This window comes from Pseudomonas vlassakiae (assembly GCF_014269035.2).
Lineage (GTDB): Bacteria > Pseudomonadota > Gammaproteobacteria > Pseudomonadales > Pseudomonadaceae > Aquipseudomonas > Aquipseudomonas vlassakiae.
Map to the genome: position 1 here is coordinate 16,143 of NZ_JABWRP020000006.1, position 17,803 is coordinate 33,945.

At 56.5% G+C, this 17,803-nt stretch carries 31 protein-coding genes; all 31 read left to right on the plus strand.

Annotation, left to right across the window (positions count from 1 at the left end; translation table 11 throughout):
* The first annotated feature begins 53 nt into the window (after positions 1-53).
* The 31 genes from rpsL to HU738_RS09770 all read left to right on the plus strand — a co-directional run bounded on the left by rpsL (position 54) and on the right by HU738_RS09770 (position 17,802).
* Positions 54-425, plus strand: coding sequence for a 30S ribosomal protein S12 (gene rpsL / locus HU738_RS09620; RefSeq protein ID WP_003255492.1), 372 nt, complete (start codon positions 54-56; stop codon positions 423-425).
* 106 nt (positions 426-531) lie between these two features.
* Positions 532-1,002: a 30S ribosomal protein S7 gene (rpsG, locus tag HU738_RS09625; protein WP_003246741.1), complete on the plus strand. Its 471-nt coding sequence runs from the start codon at positions 532-534 to the stop codon at positions 1,000-1,002.
* 30 nt (positions 1,003-1,032) lie between these two features.
* Positions 1,033-3,180, plus strand: a complete 2,148-nt coding sequence (fusA, locus tag HU738_RS09630) for an elongation factor G (protein ID WP_176510301.1) — start codon at positions 1,033-1,035, stop codon at positions 3,178-3,180.
* 27 nt (positions 3,181-3,207) lie between these two features.
* Entirely contained in the window at positions 3,208-4,401 is a 1,194-nt protein-coding gene (gene tuf / locus HU738_RS09635; RefSeq protein ID WP_054881963.1) for an elongation factor Tu, read from the plus strand.
* 141 nt (positions 4,402-4,542) lie between these two features.
* The gene (gene rpsJ / locus HU738_RS09640) at positions 4,543-4,854 is read left to right on the plus strand and encodes a 30S ribosomal protein S10 (protein ID WP_003186070.1); all 312 of its coding nucleotides are present in this window, start codon (positions 4,543-4,545) and stop codon (positions 4,852-4,854) included.
* 80 nt (positions 4,855-4,934) lie between these two features.
* Positions 4,935-5,570, plus strand: a complete 636-nt coding sequence (gene rplC / locus HU738_RS09645) for a 50S ribosomal protein L3 (protein ID WP_027917847.1) — start codon at positions 4,935-4,937, stop codon at positions 5,568-5,570.
* A gap of 12 nt (positions 5,571-5,582) precedes the next feature.
* Positions 5,583-6,185 carry a 50S ribosomal protein L4 gene (rplD, locus tag HU738_RS09650; protein WP_027917846.1) on the plus strand — a complete coding sequence of 201 codons (603 nt, stop codon included), beginning with the start codon at positions 5,583-5,585 and terminating at the stop codon, positions 6,183-6,185.
* The gene (gene rplW / locus HU738_RS09655; RefSeq protein ID WP_003255484.1) at positions 6,182-6,481 is read left to right on the plus strand and encodes a 50S ribosomal protein L23; all 300 of its coding nucleotides are present in this window, start codon (positions 6,182-6,184) and stop codon (positions 6,479-6,481) included. Before rplD ends, rplW begins: the two co-directional genes overlap by 4 nt.
* A 14-nt stretch (positions 6,482-6,495) precedes the next feature.
* Entirely contained in the window at positions 6,496-7,320 is an 825-nt protein-coding gene (gene rplB / locus HU738_RS09660; RefSeq protein WP_003255483.1) for a 50S ribosomal protein L2, read from the plus strand.
* A 16-nt stretch (positions 7,321-7,336) separates the two neighbouring features.
* Positions 7,337-7,612, plus strand: a complete 276-nt coding sequence (rpsS, locus tag HU738_RS09665) for a 30S ribosomal protein S19 (RefSeq protein WP_003255482.1) — start codon at positions 7,337-7,339, stop codon at positions 7,610-7,612.
* Between the two features lie 11 nt (positions 7,613-7,623).
* A complete protein-coding gene (rplV, locus tag HU738_RS09670) occupies positions 7,624-7,956 on the plus strand; it encodes a 50S ribosomal protein L22 (RefSeq protein WP_003103908.1) in 333 nt (110 codons plus the stop codon).
* Between the two features lie 13 nt (positions 7,957-7,969).
* A complete protein-coding gene (gene rpsC, locus HU738_RS09675) occupies positions 7,970-8,656 on the plus strand; it encodes a 30S ribosomal protein S3 (protein ID WP_003255481.1) in 687 nt (228 codons plus the stop codon).
* Between the two features lie 12 nt (positions 8,657-8,668).
* Positions 8,669-9,082 (plus strand): 50S ribosomal protein L16, encoded by a 414-nt coding sequence (gene rplP, locus HU738_RS09680; protein ID WP_003255479.1) that lies wholly within the window; start codon positions 8,669-8,671, stop codon positions 9,080-9,082.
* Positions 9,082-9,273, plus strand: coding sequence for a 50S ribosomal protein L29 (rpmC, locus tag HU738_RS09685; protein WP_002555481.1), 192 nt, complete (start codon positions 9,082-9,084; stop codon positions 9,271-9,273). The genes rplP and rpmC overlap by 1 nt, the downstream gene beginning before the upstream one ends.
* A 2-nt stretch (positions 9,274-9,275) precedes the next feature.
* Complete coding sequence (rpsQ, locus tag HU738_RS09690) at positions 9,276-9,542, plus strand: 30S ribosomal protein S17 (RefSeq protein WP_008089812.1); 267 nt, start codon at positions 9,276-9,278, stop codon at positions 9,540-9,542.
* Between the two features lie 23 nt (positions 9,543-9,565).
* Positions 9,566-9,934 carry a 50S ribosomal protein L14 gene (gene rplN, locus HU738_RS09695; protein WP_008089810.1) on the plus strand — a complete coding sequence of 123 codons (369 nt, stop codon included), beginning with the start codon at positions 9,566-9,568 and terminating at the stop codon, positions 9,932-9,934.
* An 11-nt stretch (positions 9,935-9,945) separates the two neighbouring features.
* The gene (gene rplX / locus HU738_RS09700; RefSeq protein ID WP_016715319.1) at positions 9,946-10,260 is read left to right on the plus strand and encodes a 50S ribosomal protein L24; all 315 of its coding nucleotides are present in this window, start codon (positions 9,946-9,948) and stop codon (positions 10,258-10,260) included.
* A 20-nt stretch (positions 10,261-10,280) separates the two neighbouring features.
* On the plus strand, positions 10,281-10,820 hold the full coding sequence (gene rplE, locus HU738_RS09705) for a 50S ribosomal protein L5 (protein ID WP_003255474.1): 540 nt from the start codon (positions 10,281-10,283) through the stop codon (positions 10,818-10,820).
* Between the two features lie 13 nt (positions 10,821-10,833).
* Complete coding sequence (gene rpsN, locus HU738_RS09710; protein WP_012316516.1) at positions 10,834-11,139, plus strand: 30S ribosomal protein S14; 306 nt, start codon at positions 10,834-10,836, stop codon at positions 11,137-11,139.
* Between the two features lie 209 nt (positions 11,140-11,348).
* Positions 11,349-11,741: a 30S ribosomal protein S8 gene (gene rpsH, locus HU738_RS09715; RefSeq protein ID WP_009681971.1), complete on the plus strand. Its 393-nt coding sequence runs from the start codon at positions 11,349-11,351 to the stop codon at positions 11,739-11,741.
* 12 nt (positions 11,742-11,753) lie between these two features.
* Entirely contained in the window at positions 11,754-12,287 is a 534-nt protein-coding gene (rplF, locus tag HU738_RS09720; protein ID WP_186603319.1) for a 50S ribosomal protein L6, read from the plus strand.
* Positions 12,288-12,297: 10 nt separating this feature from the next.
* Positions 12,298-12,648 carry a 50S ribosomal protein L18 gene (gene rplR / locus HU738_RS09725; protein WP_003255467.1) on the plus strand — a complete coding sequence of 117 codons (351 nt, stop codon included), beginning with the start codon at positions 12,298-12,300 and terminating at the stop codon, positions 12,646-12,648.
* A 3-nt stretch (positions 12,649-12,651) separates the two neighbouring features.
* Positions 12,652-13,152, plus strand: a complete 501-nt coding sequence (rpsE, locus tag HU738_RS09730) for a 30S ribosomal protein S5 (RefSeq protein WP_003255465.1) — start codon at positions 12,652-12,654, stop codon at positions 13,150-13,152.
* A gap of 2 nt (positions 13,153-13,154) precedes the next feature.
* Entirely contained in the window at positions 13,155-13,331 is a 177-nt protein-coding gene (rpmD, locus tag HU738_RS09735) for a 50S ribosomal protein L30 (protein ID WP_003255463.1), read from the plus strand.
* A gap of 3 nt (positions 13,332-13,334) precedes the next feature.
* On the plus strand, positions 13,335-13,769 hold the full coding sequence (rplO, locus tag HU738_RS09740; protein ID WP_023382625.1) for a 50S ribosomal protein L15: 435 nt from the start codon (positions 13,335-13,337) through the stop codon (positions 13,767-13,769).
* Positions 13,770-15,101, plus strand: coding sequence for a preprotein translocase subunit SecY (gene secY, locus HU738_RS09745; protein ID WP_016393394.1), 1,332 nt, complete (start codon positions 13,770-13,772; stop codon positions 15,099-15,101).
* 28 nt (positions 15,102-15,129) lie between these two features.
* Positions 15,130-15,246: a 50S ribosomal protein L36 gene (gene rpmJ / locus HU738_RS09750; protein WP_002555468.1), complete on the plus strand. Its 117-nt coding sequence runs from the start codon at positions 15,130-15,132 to the stop codon at positions 15,244-15,246.
* 131 nt (positions 15,247-15,377) lie between these two features.
* Positions 15,378-15,734, plus strand: a complete 357-nt coding sequence (gene rpsM / locus HU738_RS09755; protein ID WP_003255457.1) for a 30S ribosomal protein S13 — start codon at positions 15,378-15,380, stop codon at positions 15,732-15,734.
* 18 nt (positions 15,735-15,752) lie between these two features.
* Positions 15,753-16,142, plus strand: coding sequence for a 30S ribosomal protein S11 (gene rpsK / locus HU738_RS09760; protein ID WP_003255454.1), 390 nt, complete (start codon positions 15,753-15,755; stop codon positions 16,140-16,142).
* A gap of 15 nt (positions 16,143-16,157) precedes the next feature.
* Positions 16,158-16,778 (plus strand): 30S ribosomal protein S4, encoded by a 621-nt coding sequence (gene rpsD, locus HU738_RS09765; RefSeq protein WP_176506975.1) that lies wholly within the window; start codon positions 16,158-16,160, stop codon positions 16,776-16,778.
* A gap of 22 nt (positions 16,779-16,800) precedes the next feature.
* The gene (locus HU738_RS09770; RefSeq protein ID WP_003255452.1) at positions 16,801-17,802 is read left to right on the plus strand and encodes a DNA-directed RNA polymerase subunit alpha; all 1,002 of its coding nucleotides are present in this window, start codon (positions 16,801-16,803) and stop codon (positions 17,800-17,802) included.
* Position 17,803: the final 1 nt, after the last annotated feature.

A 17,803-nucleotide genomic window follows, 5' to 3' on the forward strand; every position in this document is an offset into this window, starting at 1 on the left:
TTTGGCTTTCTTGCAAGACAATAGAGTCGCAAGACAATCAGTGGAGCTAGTAGATGGCAACTATCAACCAGCTGGTACGTCAGCCGCGTAAGCGTTCGGTCGAGAAGTCCGACGTTCCTGCGCTGCAGAACTGCCCGCAGCGTCGTGGCGTGTGCACCCGCGTGTACACCACCACGCCGAAAAAACCTAACTCGGCACTGCGTAAAGTATGCCGTGTGCGTCTGACCAACGGTTTCGAGGTTTCCTCGTACATCGGTGGTGAAGGCCACAACCTGCAAGAGCACAGCGTCGTCCTGATCCGTGGCGGCCGTGTAAAAGACTTGCCAGGTGTTCGTTACCACACCGTTCGCGGCTCTCTGGATACTTCGGGCGTTAAAGGCCGTAACCAGGGTCGTTCGAAATACGGTACCAAGCGTCCGAAGTAATCGGCCGTTTGCAGACATCCATTTTTTTGAGTCGATAAGAGTAAGGTCGGGCAGGGGTCGAAGACCCGCGTCCCGGGCTAACCTGAAGACCGTTTGAGGGCTTATCATGCCAAGACGTCGTGTAGCAGCAAAACGTGAGATCCTTGACGATCCGAAGTACGGATCGCAGATCCTCGCCAAGTTCATGAACCACGTGATGGAAAGCGGCAAGAAGGCCGTAGCCGAGCGCATCGTTTACGGTGCCCTGGATACCGTCAAAGCACGCAAGAACAGCGACCCCCTGGAAATCTTCGAGAAAGCTCTCGACGCCATCGCTCCGCTGGTCGAAGTAAAGTCCCGCCGTGTCGGCGGTGCCACTTACCAGGTTCCGGTTGAAGTTCGTCCATCCCGTCGTAACGCTCTGGCAATGCGCTGGCTCGTAGACTACGCCCGCAAGCGCGGCGAGAAGTCGATGGCTCTGCGCCTGGCCGGCGAGCTGCTGGATGCTGCCGAAGGCAAAGGTGCTGCGGTCAAGAAGCGTGAAGACGTGCACCGTATGGCTGAAGCCAACAAAGCGTTCTCGCACTACCGCTTCTAATTCAAGCATCAATTATTTTGCGAGGGCTTTATGGCTCGTACTACAGCAATTAACCGCTACCGTAACATCGGTATCTGCGCCCACGTTGACGCGGGCAAGACTACCACTACCGAGCGGATCCTGTTCTACACAGGTCTGAGCCACAAGATGGGCGAGGTGCATGACGGCGCCGCGACCACCGACTGGATGGTGCAGGAGCAGGAGCGCGGTATCACCATTACCTCCGCTGCCGTTACCACCTTCTGGAAAGGTTCCCGTGGTCAGTACGACAACTACCGCGTAAACGTCATCGACACCCCCGGCCACGTTGACTTCACCATTGAAGTTGAGCGTTCGCTGCGTGTACTCGACGGCGCGGTCGTAGTGTTCTGCGGTACTTCCGGCGTTGAGCCACAGTCCGAAACCGTATGGCGTCAGGCCAACAAATACGGCGTTCCACGTGTTGTCTACGTGAACAAGATGGACCGTGCCGGTGCCAACTTCCTGCGCGTTGTCGGCCAGATCAAGAACCGCCTGGGTCACACCCCGGTTCCGATCCAGCTGGCTATCGGTGCAGAAGACGATTTCCAGGGTCAGGTCGACCTGATCAAGATGAAAGCCATCTACTGGAACGAAGACGACAAGGGTACTACCTACCGTGAGGAAGAAATTCCTGCGGATCTGGTCGACCTGGCTAACGAATGGCGCAACAACATGGTTGAAGCCGCCGCCGAAGCCAGCGAAGAGCTGATGAACAAGTACCTTGAAGAAGGTGAGCTGACCGTCGAAGAAATCAAGGCAGGCCTGCGCGCGCGCACCCTGGCCAGCGAGATCGTTCCGGCTGTCTGCGGTTCGTCGTTCAAGAACAAGGGCGTTCCCCTGGTTCTCGACGCCGTCATCGACTTCCTGCCTGCTCCGACCGAGATTCCTGCGATCAAGGGTATCCACCCTGATCTGGCCGAAGTGCCGAAGGATGAAGTCACTCCTGAGCAGTACGACGAGCGTCACGCCAGCGATGACGAGCCGTTCTCGGCTCTGGCATTCAAGATTGCCACCGACCCGTTCGTTGGTACTCTGACCTTCGTCCGCGTTTACTCGGGCTTCCTGACCTCTGGTGACTCCGTCATCAACTCGGTCAAGGGCAAGAAAGAGCGCGTTGGTCGTATGGTGCAGATGCACGCCAACCAGCGTGAAGAAATCAAGGAAGTACGTGCAGGCGACATCGCTGCTCTGATCGGCATGAAGGACGTCACCACCGGTGACACCCTGTGCAACGCCGACAAGCCGATCATCCTCGAGCGCATGGACTTCCCTGAGCCGGTAATTTCGCTCTCCGTAGAGCCGAAAACCAAGGCTGACCAGGAGAAGATGGGTATCGCTCTGGGCAAGCTGGCCCAGGAAGACCCGTCGTTCCGCGTCAAGACCGACGAAGAAACCGGCCAGACCATCATCTCCGGTATGGGCGAGCTGCACCTGGACATCCTCGTTGACCGCATGAAGCGCGAGTTCAACGTCGAAGCCAACATCGGTAAGCCGCAGGTTTCGTACCGCGAGAAGATCACCAAGTCCAACGTCGAAATCGAAGGCAAATTCGTTCGTCAGTCGGGCGGCCGTGGTCAGTTCGGTCACTGCTGGATCCGTTTCTCGGAGCCGGATCAGGACGACAAGGGCAACATCACCGAAGGTCTGGTGTTCGCCAACGAAGTCGTTGGTGGTGTGATTCCTAAGGAATACATCCCTGCGATCCAGAAGGGTATCGAAGAGCAGATGAAAAACGGCGTTGTTGCCGGTTATCCTCTGATCGGCCTGAAGGCCGCGGTATTCGATGGTTCGTACCACGACGTCGACTCCAACGAAATGGCGTTCAAGATCGCTGCTTCGATGGCAACCAAGCAACTGGCCCAGAAGGGCGGTGGCGTGGTTCTCGAGCCGATCATGAAGGTCGAAGTTGTAACCCCGGAAGACTACCTGGGTGACGTGATGGGTGACCTGAACCGTCGTCGTGGTCTGGTACAGGGTATGGATGAGTCGGTCTCTGGCCGCGTCGTCCGCGCTGAAGTTCCGCTCGGAGAGATGTTCGGTTACGCGACCGACGTTCGTTCCATGTCTCAGGGTCGCGCAAGCTACTCCATGGAATTCTCCAAATACGCCGAAGCTCCGTCGAACATCGTCGAAGCACTCGTTAAAAAACAAGGCTAATCCCCTTTAGGCAAGAGGTTCACTGTCGTGGCTAAAGAAAAATTTGATCGTTCCCTTCCCCACGTTAACGTCGGCACCATCGGCCACGTTGACCACGGTAAGACCACTCTGACCGCAGCTCTGACTCGCGTCTGCTCCGAAGTTTTCGGTTCGGCCGTCGTTGAGTTCGACAAGATCGACTCGGCTCCAGAAGAAAAAGCACGCGGTATCACCATCAACACCGCTCACGTCGAGTACAACTCGAACATTCGTCACTACGCTCACGTTGACTGCCCAGGTCACGCTGACTACGTGAAGAACATGATCACCGGTGCTGCCCAGATGGACGGCGCGATCCTGGTTTGCTCGGCCGCCGATGGTCCGATGCCACAAACCCGTGAGCACATCCTGCTGTCCCGTCAGGTAGGCGTTCCGTACATCGTGGTCTTCCTGAACAAGGCTGACCTGGTAGACGACGCTGAGCTGCTGGAACTGGTCGAGATGGAAGTTCGCGACCTGCTGTCCACCTACGACTTCCCAGGCGACGACACTCCGATCATCATCGGTTCGGCTCGTATGGCTCTGGAAGGCAAAGACGACAACGAAATGGGCACTACCGCTGTCAAGAAGCTGGTAGAAACTCTGGATGCCTACATCCCTGAGCCAGTTCGTGCCATCGACCAGCCATTCCTGATGCCAATCGAAGACGTATTCTCGATCTCGGGTCGTGGTACCGTTGTTACCGGCCGTATCGAGCGTGGTATCGTCCGCGTTCAGGATCCGCTGGAAATCGTTGGTCTGCGTGACACCTCCACCACCACCTGCACCGGTGTCGAGATGTTCCGCAAGCTGCTGGACGAAGGTCGTGCTGGCGAGAACTGCGGCGTTCTGCTGCGTGGTACCAAGCGTGACGACGTTGAGCGTGGTCAGGTTCTGGTCAAGCCAGGTTCGGTCAAGCCGCACACCAAGTTCACCGCAGAAGTCTACGTCCTGTCGAAGGAAGAAGGCGGTCGTCACACTCCGTTCTTCAAAGGCTACCGTCCTCAGTTCTACTTCCGTACCACTGACGTGACCGGTAACTGCGAACTGCCGGAAGGCGTTGAAATGGTAATGCCAGGTGACAACATTCAGATGACTGTTACCCTGATCAAGACCATCGCAATGGAAGACGGTCTGCGCTTCGCTATCCGTGAAGGCGGTCGTACCGTCGGCGCCGGCGTCGTAGCCAAAATCATCGAGTAATCACTCGACCGATTGAAAAAACCCCCGCTCAGCGGGGGTTTTTTTTATTGGGTTGACACTAAATTGGGGCGTCTATAGAATCACGCCTCCTTTTAGCGGGCGTAGTGCGTCCGTTGGGAACAGCCTGGAGTCTGAAATCCAATGCAAAATCAGCAAATCCGTATCAGGTTGAAGGCTTTCGACCATCGCCTGATCGACCAATCCACCCAGGAAATCGTGGAAACCGCGAAACGTACTGGTGCACAAGTGCGTGGTCCAATTCCACTGCCTACCCGCAAAGAGCGTTTCACCGTTCTGGTCTCCCCGCACGTCAACAAAGACGCGCGTGACCAGTACGAGATTCGCACTCATAAGCGTGTTCTGGACATCGTCCAGCCAACGGATAAAACCGTTGACGCGCTGATGAAGCTCGATCTGGCGGCAGGTGTGGAAGTACAGATCAGCCTCGGCTAAGACTTCGGTCTAGTCGTGTAACGCTCTGAAATGGGCGGCCATAGCGGGTGAAAGCCCCGTACACTCATGAGGTTTACAACATGACTATTGGTGTAATCGGTCGCAAGTGCGGTATGACCCGCATTTTCACCGAAGAAGGTGTCTCCATTCCGGTCACGGTCATTGAGATCGAGCCGAATCGTGTCACCCAGTTCAAAACTGAAGAAACCGATGGCTACCGTGCAGTGCAAGTCACTGTCGGCGAGCGTCGTGCTTCGCGTGTGACTGCCGCTCAGGCAGGTCACTTCGCCAAGGCCAACGTTGCCGCTGGTCGCGGTGTCTGGGAGTTCCGTCTTGAAGAAGGCGAGTTCCAGGCTGGCGACTCGATCAAAGCTGAACTCTTCACTGCAGGCCAGCTGGTTGACGTTACTGGTCAGTCCAAAGGTAAAGGCTTCGCCGGTACCATCAAGCGCTGGAACTTCCGTGGCCAGGACAACACCCACGGTAACTCCGTGTCGCACCGTGTCCCAGGTTCCATCGGCCAGTGCCAGACTCCTGGTCGTGTGTTCAAGGGCAAGAAAATGTCCGGTCACATGGGCGCCGAGCGCGTGACTGTTCAGTCCCTGGAAGTAGTTCGCGTAGACGCTGAGCGCAACCTGCTGCTCGTCAAGGGTGCCGTTCCTGGCGCTACTGGCGGCGACGTGGTTGTACGTCCAGCTGTCAAGGCTCGCGGTTAAGGGGATACTGACATGCAACTTAATGTAAATGACGCTCAGGCGATCGAAGTTTCCGAACTGGCTTTCGGTGGCGAATTCAACGAGACGCTGGTACACCAAGCAGTCGTAGCCTACATGGCTGGCGGCCGTCAGGGCACCAAGCAGCAGAAGACCCGTTCCGACGTGGCCGGTGGCGGTAAGCGCCCATGGCGTCAGAAGGGTACTGGCCGTGCTCGTGCTGGTACCACTCGTGGTCCGATCTGGCGTGGCGGTGGTGTAACCTTCGCAGCTCGTCCTCAAGATCACTCGCAGAAGCTCAACAAGAAGATGTACCGCGCAGCCCTGCGCTCCATCCTCGCTGAGCTGGTGCGTAGCGACCGTCTGGTCGTGGTTCAGGACTTCGCTGTTGAAGCGCCGAAAACCAAAGATCTGCTGAACAAGCTGAACGGCATGGGTCTGAACGACGTACTGATCGTTTCCGACGCTGTTGATCAGAACCTGTACCTGGCTGCTCGCAACCTGCCGCACGTCGACGTACGTGACGTTCAAGGTTCCGACCCGGTCAGTCTGATCGCATACGAGAAGGTGTTGATCACCGTCTCGGCCGTGAAGAAATTCGAGGAGCTGCTGGGATGAACCAGGAACGCGTATTCAAAGTCCTCCTTGGCCCGCACGTTTCCGAGAAGGCTACCGTTCTGGCTGAGAAAAAAGGCCAGTTCGTATTCAAGGTTGCTACCGATGCAACCAAGCTGGAAATCAAGAAAGCTGTCGAAGGCCTGTTCAACGTAAAAGTTGAAAACGTGTCGACTGTTAACGTTCTGGGTAAAACCAAGCGTACCGCACGTGGTCTGGGCAAGCGTAATGACTGGAAGAAGGCGATCGTCTCCCTTCAGCCAGGCCAAGATCTCGATTTCAGCAGCAGTGCTGAGTAAGGAAGGGGTGCATCATGGCAATCGTTAAATGCAAACCGACTTCCCCTGGCCGCCGTTTCGTGGTCAAGGTGGTCAACAAGGAGCTGCACAAAGGCGCTCCTCACGCACCGCTGATCGAGAAAAAATCGAAGTCTGGTGGTCGTAACAACAATGGCCGCATTACCACTCGTCACGTTGGTGGTGGTCACAAGCAGCATTACCGTCTGGTCGACTTCCGTCGCAACGACAAAGATGGCATCCCAGCCACTGTCGAGCGTATCGAATACGATCCAAACCGTACTGCTCACATCGCCCTGCTGTGCTACGCAGACGGTGAGCGTCGCTACATCATCGCCCCTAAAGGCGTAAGTGCTGGCGACCAGCTGATCGCAGGTGCCCTGGCCCCAATCAAGGCCGGTAACTCCCTGCAGCTGCGCAACATTCCAGTAGGTAGCACCATTCACGGCATCGAACTGAAGCCGGGTAAAGGTGCTCAGATCGCACGTTCCGCTGGTGCTTCGGCTCAGCTGATCGCTCGTGAAGGTGTCTACGTGACCCTGCGTCTGCGCTCTGGTGAAATGCGTAAAGTCCTGGCTGAGTGCCGTGCGACCCTGGGTGAAGTCTCGAACTCCGAGCACAGCCTGCGTTCGCTGGGTAAAGCTGGTGCCAAACGCTGGCGCGGCGTTCGCCCAACCGTTCGTGGTGTTGCCATGAACCCGGTTGACCACCCACATGGTGGTGGTGAAGGTCGTACCTCCGGTGGTCGTCATCCGGTATCGCCATGGGGCTTCCCAACCAAGGGTGCGAAGACCCGCGGTAATAAGCGTACCGACAACATGATCGTCCGTCGTCGCAAGTAACTAGAGGGATACGACAGTGCCACGTTCTCTGAAAAAAGGTCCTTTTATCGATCTTCACCTGTTGAAGAAGGTCGAAGTGGCGGTGGAGAAGAACGATCGCAAGCCAGTTAAAACCTGGTCGCGCCGTTCGATGATCCTGCCACAAATGGTCGGTCTGACCATCGCGGTTCACAACGGTCGTCAGCATGTCCCAGTTCTCGTGAACGAAGACATGGTCGGCCACAAACTGGGCGAGTTCGCCGGTACCCGCACCTATCGCGGGCACGTGGCTGACAAGAAAGCCAAGCGTTAAGGGGTAAGGAAATGGAAGTAGCCGCTAAGTTGTCGGGCGCTCGCATCTCCGCCCAGAAAGCCCGCTTGGTCGCCGACCAGATCCGCGGGAAGAAGGTGGGCGAAGCGCTCAACCTGTTGGCCTTCAGCAGCAAAAAAGCCGCTGAAATCATGAAGAAAGTCCTCGAGTCGGCCGTAGCCAACGCCGAACACAACGAAGGCGCAGACGTTGATGACCTGAAGGTCTCCACCGTCTTCGTCAACGAAGGGCGTTCGCTGAAGCGCATCATGCCACGTGCCAAAGGCCGTGCTGATCGCATCGTCAAGCGGTCTTGCCATATCACTGTCAAGGTTGCGGACAAGTAACGGAGTCGATCAGATGGGTCAGAAAGTACATCCCACTGGCATTCGCCTGGGAATCGTCAAGGAGCACACCTCCGTCTGGTACGCAGACGGTGCTACTTACGCAGATTACCTGTTGAAGGATCTGAAAACGCGTGAGTACCTCCAAGACAAACTAAAAAGCGCGTCCGTAAGCCGTATCGATATTCATCGTCCGGCTCAAACTGCACGCATCACCATCCACACCGCTCGTCCAGGTATCGTTATCGGGAAGAAGGGTGAAGATGTCGAGAAGCTGCGTCAGGACCTGACCAAGCAGATGGGTGTGCCTGTGCACATCAACATCGAAGAGATCCGCAAGCCGGAACTCGACGCTATGCTGGTTGCGCAGAGCGTAGCTCAGCAGCTGGAACGCCGCGTAATGTTCCGTCGCGCCATGAAGCGCGCCGTACAGAACGCCATGCGTATTGGTGCCAAGGGCATCAAGATCCAGGTGAGCGGTCGTCTCGGCGGTGCTGAGATTGCTCGTACCGAGTGGTATCGCGAAGGTCGTGTGCCGCTGCACACCCTGCGTGCCGATATCGACTACAACACCTACGAAGCTCACACCACTTACGGTGTGATCGGTGTGAAGGTTTGGATCTTCAAAGGCGAAGTTATTGGTGGTCGCCAAGAAGAACTGAAACCACAAGCACCAGCGCCTCGTAAAAAAGCTGCTAAGTAAGGGGTACGCCAAATGTTGCAACCAAAGCGTACAAAATTCCGCAAGCAGATGACTGGCCACAACCGTGGTCTGGCACTGCGCGGTAGCAAAGTCAGCTTCGGCGAATTCGCCCTGAAAGCTGTTGCTCGCGGTCGCCTCACCGCTCGCCAGATCGAGTCCGCACGTCGTGCGCTGACCCGTCACGTCAAGCGTGGCGGTAAGATCTGGATCCGTGTGTTCCCGGACAAGCCGATCTCCAAGAAGCCTCTCGAGGTTCGTATGGGTAAAGGTAAAGGTTCCGTGGAATACTGGGTTGCCCAGATCCAGCCAGGCAAAGTCCTGTACGAGATCGAGGGTGTTTCTGAAGAGCTGGCGCGCGAAGCTTTCGCCCTGGCTGCTGCAAAGCTGCCTCTCGCCACCTCCTTTGTTAAGCGGACGGTGATGTGATGAAAGCGAATGAACTTCGTGAAAAATCTGCACAGCAACTGAATGAGCAACTGCTCGGCTTGCTGCGCGACCAGTTCAATCTGCGTATGCAGAAGGCAACTGGCCAGTTGGGGCAGTCGCACCTGCTCTCGCAAGTTAAGCGTGACATCGCTCGCGTGAAAACTGTGCTTAACCAGCAGGCAGGTAAGTGATCATGGCTGAAGCTGAAAAAACCGTCCGTACGCTGACTGGCCGTGTCGTCAGCGACAAAATGGACAAGACCATCACCGTTCTGATCGAGCGTCGCGTAAAGCACCCGATCTACGGTAAATACGTTAAGCGTTCGACTAAGCTGCACGCGCACGACGAATCCAACCAGTGCAAAATCGGCGACAAGGTTTCCATCCGTGAAACCCGTCCGCTGGCCAAGACCAAGTCCTGGGCACTGGTTGAAGTCCTCGAACGCGCTGTTGAAGTCTAAGGGCTAAGGGTCGGAGAAATTTTATGATTCAGACTCAATCCATGCTCGATGTGGCCGATAACAGCGGCGCTCGTCGCGTCATGTGCATCAAGGTTCTCGGCGGTTCGCACCGCCGTTACGCCGGCATCGGTGACATCATCAAAGTAACCGTCAAGGAAGCAATTCCACGCGGTAAGGTCAAAAAAGGCCAAGTGATGACTGCTGTTGTCGTCCGTACCCGTCACGGTGTACGTCGCGCTGACGGTTCCATCATTCGTTTCGACGGCAACGCTGCTGTTCTGCTGAACACCAAGCAAGAGCCGATCGGCACTCGCATCTTCGGGCCAGTGACCCGTGAACTTCGTACTGAGAAGTTCATGAAGATCGTCTCGCTCGCCCCTGAAGTGCTGTAAGGAGATCCGACATGCAAAAGATTCGTCGTGACGACGAGATCATCGTGATCGCCGGCAAAGACAAAGGTAAGCGCGGTAAGGTGCTGAAGGTTCTGGCTGATGACCGTCTGGTCGTCGGTGGTGTGAACCTGGTCAAGCGTCATACCAAGCCTAACCCGATGGCGGGCGTTCAGGGCGGTATCGTCGAAAAAGAAGCGCCTCTGCACGCTTCCAACGTTGCCATCTTCAACGGCGAAACCAACAAGGCTGACCGCGTTGGTTTCAAAGTAGAAGACGGTAAGAAAATTCGTGTCTTCAAGTCGACCCAAAAAGCGGTTGATGCTTGAACACTGCTAGGTAGAAGACCATGGCACGACTGAAAGAGATTTACCGGAACGAAATCGCTCCTAAGCTTAAGGAAGAACTTAAGCTGTCGAACGTGATGGAAGTTCCGCGCGTTACCAAGATCACCCTGAACATGGGTCTGGGCGAAGCGATCGGCGACAAGAAAGTCATCGAGCACGCTGTTGCCGACCTGGAAAAGATCACCGGTCAAAAGCCGGTCGTGACTTTCGCTCGTAAATCCATCGCGGGCTTCAAAGTCCGTGAAGGGTGGCCGATCGGCGTCAAGGTGACCCTGCGTAGCGACAAGATGTACGAATTCCTGGACCGCCTGCTGGCGATCTCCCTGCCTCGGGTACGCGACTTCCGCGGCCTGAATGCCAAGTCCTTCGATGGCCGTGGCAACTACAGCATGGGCGTGAAAGAGCAGATCATCTTCCCGGAAATCGACTACGACAAGATCGATGCTCTGCGCGGTTTGGACATCACCCTGACCACCACTGCTCGTTCGGATGACGAAGGCCGCGCTCTGCTGCGTGCATTCAAATTCCCGTTCCGCAACTGATTGGAGTAGGAAAATGGCCAAGAAGAGCATGAAGAACCGCGAGCTGAAGCGTCAGCTCACGGTAGCCAAGTTCGCCAAAAAGCGTGCTGAGCTGAAAGCGACCATCGTCAACCTGAACGCCTCTCCAGAAGAGCGTTTCGCTGCCGTTGTCGCTCTGCAGAAGCAGCCACGTGATGCCAGCGCTGCGCGTCTGCGCAACCGTTGCCGCCTGACTGGTCGTCCTCACGGTGTATACCGTAAGTTCGGCCTGGGCCGTAACATGCTGCGTCAAGCTGCAATGCGCGGTGACGTACCAGGCCTGGTCAAAGCCTCCTGGTAATCGCTACAGGTGTGATCCCGGTGGACGGGGAGCAATCTTCCGACCATCGGTGACCTCGCCAACAAACAAGCCCCCTCGTGGGGCTTGTTTCGTTTCTGCCTTATGTCTAGAATGACCGGCTCACCTGAGCCTGGGTTTTTTACCCTGCCCGCTCGGGTGGTTGTGATAGCCGCAAGGCTAATATTTCTTGTATCAGGAGCATCTAGCCCATGAGTATGCAGGACCCGTTAGCGGACATGCTAACTCGCATCCGTAATGCCCAGATGGCTGAAAAGTCCGTCGTAAGCATGCCTTCCTCCACCCTGAAGGTCGCGGTTGCCAAAGTTCTGAAGGACGAAGGTTACATCGCTGGCTACCAGGTTACTGGTGAAGCCAAGCCTTCCCTGTCGATCGAACTGAAGTACTTCGAAGGCCGTCCGGTCATCGAGGAACTGAAGCGCTCCAGCCGTCCAGGCCTGCGCCAGTACAAGTCCGTCGCTGAGCTGCCGAAAGTACGTGGCGGCCTGGGCGTGTCTATTGTCTCCACCAACAAAGGTGTGATGACTGATCGCGCTGCGCGCGCTGCCGGTGTCGGCGGCGAAGTTCTCTGCACAGTGTTCTAAGGGGGGATAGACATGTCTCGCGTCGCTAAGAACCCCGTTAAGCTGCCAGCAGGCGTCGAAGTCAAATTCGCCGGCCAGCAGCTTTCGGTGAAGGGTGCCAAAGGTACTCTCGAACTGAACGTTCACTCGTCTGTTGAAGTTACCGAAGAGTCTGGTGAGCTGCGTTTCGTCGCTCGCAATGGTGACCAGCAAGCTCGCGCCATGGCCGGTACTACCCGCGCTCTGGTCAACAACATGGTCCAAGGCGTAAGCCAAGGCTTCGAGCGCAAGCTCCAGCTGGTCGGTGTTGGTTACAAGGCACAGGCCAAAGGCACCGTCCTGAACCTGGCCCTGGGCTTCTCTCACCCAGTGGACTACGAACTGCCAGCCGGCATCACCGCTGAAACTCCTAGCCAGACCGACATCCTGATCAAGGGTATCGACAAGCAGCTGGTAGGTCAGGTGGCCGCTGAAATCCGCGGGTTCCGTCCGCCAGAGCCTTACAAGGGCAAGGGTGTGCGTTACGCGGACGAAGCAGTCCGTCGTAAAGAAGCCAAGAAGAAGTAGGGCCTAGCAAATGACCGACAAAAAAGTTATTCGACTGCGTCGCGCTCGCAAAGCACGTCTCAAGATGCACGAACTCGAAGTCGTGCGCCTGTGCGTGTTCCGCTCCTCGCAGCACATCTACGCCCAGGTCATTTCGGCCGACGGCAGCAAGGTTCTGGCAAGCGCCTCGACCTTGGACAAAGACCTGCGTGATGGCGCCACTGGCAACATCGACGCGGCCACTAAGGTTGGCAAGCTGGTAGCTGAGCGCGCGAAAGCCGCCGGTGTATCTCAAGTTGCCTTTGACCGTTCCGGCTTCAAGTACCATGGCCGCGTCAAAGCGCTGGCTGATGCTGCTCGTGAAGGCGGGCTGGAGTTCTAAGTTATGGCAAATAACGATCAAAAGCGCGACGAAGGCTACATCGAGAAGTTGGTTCAAGTTAACCGCGTAGCTAAAACCGTAAAAGGCGGCCGTATCTTCACCTTCACCGCACTGACCGTGGTGGGTGATGGCAAGGGTCGCGTTGGTTTCGGCCGTGGCAAGTCGCGCGAAGTACCTGCTGCGATCCAGAAAGCCATGGAAGCTGCACGTCGCAACATGATCCAGGTTGACCTGAAGGGCACCACCCTGCAGTACGCCACCAAGGCCGCCCACGGCGCCTCGAAGGTTTACATGCAGCCTGCTTCGGAAGGTACCGGTATCATCGCCGGCGGTGCAATGCGTGCCGTCCTGGAAGTTGCTGGTGTTCAGAACGTCCTGGCCAAGTGCTACGGTTCGACCAACCCAGTGAACGTGGTTTACGCCACCTTCAAGGGTCTGAAAGCCATGCAATCTCCTGAGTCCATTGCTGCCAAGCGCGGCAAGAGCGTTGAGGAGATCTTCTAATCATGGCAACCGTAAAAGTAACGCTGATCAAGAGCGTCTCGGGCCGCCTGCCTAACCACAAACTGTGCGTTAAAGGTCTGGGTCTGCGTCGCATCGGTCACACTGTAGAAGTCCAGGATACTCCCGAGAACCGCGGGATGATCAACAAGGCTTACTACATGCTGAAGGTCGAGGGTTAATCGATGAAACTCAATGATCTGAGTCCAGCGCCGGGTTCCCGTCGCGAGAAGCATCGTCCAGGTCGTGGTATCGGTAGCGGTCTGGGTAAGACCGGCGGCCGTGGCCACAAAGGTCAGACCTCCCGTTCCGGTGGTTCGATCGCTCCTGGCTTCGAAGGCGGTCAACAGCCGCTGCACCGTCGTCTGCCGAAATTCGGCTTCGTTTCCCTGAAAGCCATGGACCGCGCTGAAGTGCGTCTGTCCGAACTGGCCAAGGTGGAAGGCGACGTGGTTTCCGTACAGTCCCTGAAGGACGCCAACGTGATTGGCCAGAACGTACAGCGTGTGAAAATCATGCTGTCTGGCGAAGTCACTCGCGCAGTCACCATCAAGGGCATCGCAGCCACCAAGGGTGCGCGTGCGGCTATCGAAGCAGCTGGCGGCAAATTCGAGGAATAAATGGCTAAGCAAGGTGCTCTCTCTTCGCTCGGTAAGGGCGGGATGTCGGAACTCTGGGCTCGTCTGCGCTTTCTGTTCATGGCGATCATCGTCTATCGGATAGGTGCGCATATCCCGGTTCCTGGCATCAATCCAGACCGTCTGGCGGATCTGTTTCGGCAGAATGAGGGGACCATTCTTAGCTTGTTCAACATGTTTTCCGGTGGCGCGCTTGAGCGCATGAGCATCTTTGCATTGGGGATCATGCCGTACATCTCGGCATCGATCATCATGCAGCTGATGACGGCGGTCAGCCCGCAACTGGAGCAGTTGAAGAAGGAAGGTGAAGCTGGCCGTCGCAAGATCAGCCAGTACACCCGCTACGGCACCGTTATCCTGGCACTGGTTCAAGCCATTGGCATGTCCATTGGCCTGGCCAACCAGGGCGTGGCGTTTTCTGTAGGGCTCGGCTTCTATGTCGTTGCTGTCTCCACCTTCGTGGCAGGCGCGATGTTCATGATGTGGCTGGGTGAGCAGATCACCGAGCGCGGTGTGGGTAACGGTATCTCGATGTTGATCTTCGCAGGTATCGTTGCCGGTCTTCCGAGAGCAATCGGGCAGTCTTTCGAGTCTGCACGCACAGGCGATATCAACATTTTCGCCCTGGTCGCAATCGGTTTGCTTGCAGTAGCGATCATCGGTTTCGTGGTGTTCATTGAGCGTGGTCAGCGTCGTATCGCCGTTCACTACGCCAAGCGTCAGCAGGGCCGCAAGGTCTTTGCCGCGCAGACCAGCCACTTGCCGCTGAAGGTGAACATGGCAGGGGTTATCCCGGCCATTTTCGCGAGCAGCATTCTGCTGTTCCCGGCTTCGCTGGGTGCCTGGTTCGGTCAGTCCGAAGGTATGGGCTGGCTGCAGGACATCTCGCAGTCGATCGCTCCTGGTCAGCCGTTGAACATTCTGCTGTTTAGTGCAGGGATCATTTTCTTCTGCTTCTTCTACACAGCGTTGATGTTCAACCCGAAAGACGTAGCGGAAAACCTGAAGAAGTCCGGTGCCTTTATTCCGGGTATCCGTCCTGGTGAGCAGTCCGCACGCTACATTGATGGCGTTCTGACTCGTCTGACCATGTTCGGTGCTCTTTACATGATGGCCGTCTGCCTTCTGCCCCAGTTCCTGGTGGTGGCAGCAAATGTGCCGTTCTACCTTGGCGGGACCTCGTTGCTGATTGTGGTAGTGGTTGTGATGGACTTCATGTCCCAAGTACAATCGCACCTCGTTTCGCACCAGTACGAATCCCTGATGAAGAAAGCCAACCTGAAAGGCTACGGTGGCAGCGGTCTGCTGCGCTGATACGCCCCTAAGGTTCGAGGAGTCGGTAATGAAAGTTCGTGCATCGGTGAAAAAGCTGTGCCGCAACTGCAAGATCATCCGTCGCGAAGGCGTCGTACGAGTGATCTGCAGCGCGGAACCGCGTCACAAACAGCGCCAAGGCTGAGTGTGATCTGCGCTTCAAACCCAGCAGCTAGTGTGCTGCTGGGTTGATTATTCGTTTCTACAGCGATATTATCTCGCGCCCTATTTCTTGGCTTCCGGGGCGTAGGTAGCTGTCAATTGGAGTCCCACTGAATGGCCCGTATTGCAGGCGTCAACATTCCAGATAACAAGCATACTGTTATCTCGCTGACCTACATCTATGGTGTCGGTCGCACTACTGCACAGAAGATCTGTGCAGACGCTGGTGTCAACCCAGCCGCAAAGATCAAGGATCTGAGCGACGAGCAAATCGAAACCCTGCGTGGCGAAGTCGCGAAGTTCACCACCGAAGGTGACCTGCGTCGTGACATCAACATGAAGATCAAGCGCTTGATGGACCTGGGTTGCTACCGCGGCCTGCGTCATCGTAAAGGTCTGCCGGTTCGCGGTCAGCGCACCAAGACCAACGCACGCACCCGTAAGGGCCCGCGTAAGCCGATCCGCAAGTAATCGCCCAGGAATATAGACATGGCAAAACCTGCTGCTCGTCCTCGTAAAAAAGTCAAAAAGACAGTGGTTGATGGCATCGCCCACATCCATGCGTCTTTCAACAACACCATCGTGACCATCACCGACCGTCAGGGCAACGCACTGTCCTGGGCTACTTCCGGTGGTTCGGGTTTCCGTGGTTCGCGCAAATCCACCCCGTTCGCAGCTCAGATCGCTGCTGAGCGTGCTGGTCAAGCTGCGCTGGAATATGGCCTGAAGAACCTCGACGTCAACGTCAAGGGCCCAGGTCCAGGTCGTGAATCCGCCGTTCGTGCATTGAACAGCTGCGGCTACAAGATCGCCAGCATCACCGACGTGACGCCTATCCCGCACAACGGGTGCCGTCCGCCGAAGAAGCGTCGCGTGTAATCAGGAGACAGAAGAATGGCACGTTACATTGGTCCAAAATGCAAACTGTCTCGTCGTGAAGGCACCGACCTGTTCCTGAAGAGCGGCGTTCGCGCTCTGGAATCGAAGTGCAACATCGAAGCAGCCCCAGGTATCCACGGTCAGCGCCGTGGCCGTCAGTCCGACTACGGTACCCAGCTGCGCGAGAAGCAAAAAGTCCGTCGTATCTACGGTGTTCTGGAGCGTCAGTTCCGCGGTTACTACCAAGCTGCTGCCTCGAAAAAAGGCGCAACCGGTGAGAACCTGCTGCAACTGCTCGAGTGCCGTCTGGATAACGTCGTTTACCGTATGGGCTTCGGTTCGACTCGTTCCGAATCCCGTCAGCTGGTTTCGCACAAGGCAATCAGCGTCAACGGTAAGACTGTAAACATTCCATCCTACCAAGTTCGTCCGGGTGACGTGGTCGCGGTTCGCGAGAAGTCGCTGAACCAGCTGCGCATTGTTCAAGCCCTTGAACTGTGCGCCCAGCGTGGCCGCGTTGAGTGGGTAGAAGTAGATTCTGCTAAGAAGTCGGGCGTTTTCAAGAACGTTCCTGCTCGCGGCGATCTGTCTGCCGACATCAACGAAAACCTGATTGTCGAGCTCTACTCCAAGTAAGGGCTAGAAAATAGGTGCATCCATGCAGATTTCGGTAAATGAGTTCCTGACTCCCCGCCATATTGATGTGCAGGTAGTCAGTCCGACCCGCGCCAAGATTACGCTCGAGCCTCTCGAGCGTGGTTTCGGCCATACCCTGGGCAACGCGCTGCGCCGCATCCTGTTGTCCTCCATGCCTGGCTGTGCAGTAGTCGAGGCCGAGATCGATGGCGTACTCCACGAGTACTCCGCGATCGAAGGTGTTCAGGAAGACGTCATTGAAATCCTGTTGAACCTGAAAGGCCTGGCTATCAAACTGCACGGTCGTGACGAAGTTACGCTGACCTTGTCGAAAAAGGGTTCGGGGGTGGTTACCGCTGCCGATATTCAGCTGGATCACGATGTCGAGATCGTCAACCCCGATCACGTAATCGCGAACCTGGCGTCCAACGGCGCCCTGAACATGAAGCTCACCGTAGCTCGTGGTCGTGGTTACGAGCCGGCTGACTCCCGTCAAACCGACGAAGACGAAAGCCGTAGCATTGGCCGTCTGCAGCTGGACGCTTCGTTCAGCCCGGTGCGTCGTATCGCCTATGTGGTCGAAAACGCCCGTGTTGAACAGCGTACCAACCTGGACAAGCTGGTCATTGATCTGGAAACCAACGGCACCCTGGATCCTGAAGAGGCTATCCGCCGCGCTGCGACCATCCTGCAACAGCAGTTGGCCGCGTTCGTCGACCTCAAGGGTGACAGCGAGCCTGTCGTAGTCGAGCAGGAAGACGAGATCGATCCGATCCTGCTGCGCCCGGTTGACGACCTGGAACTGACTGTACGTTCGGCCAACTGCCTCAAGGCGGAGAACATCTACTACATCGGCGACCTGATTCAGCGTACCGAAGTAGAGCTGTTGAAGACTCCTAACCTGGGCAAGAAGTCCCTGACTGAAATCAAGGACGTCCTGGCCTCTCGTGGTCTGTCTCTCGGCATGCGCCTCGACAACTGGCCGCCTGCAAGTCTTAAGAAAGACGACAAGGCGACCGCCTGAT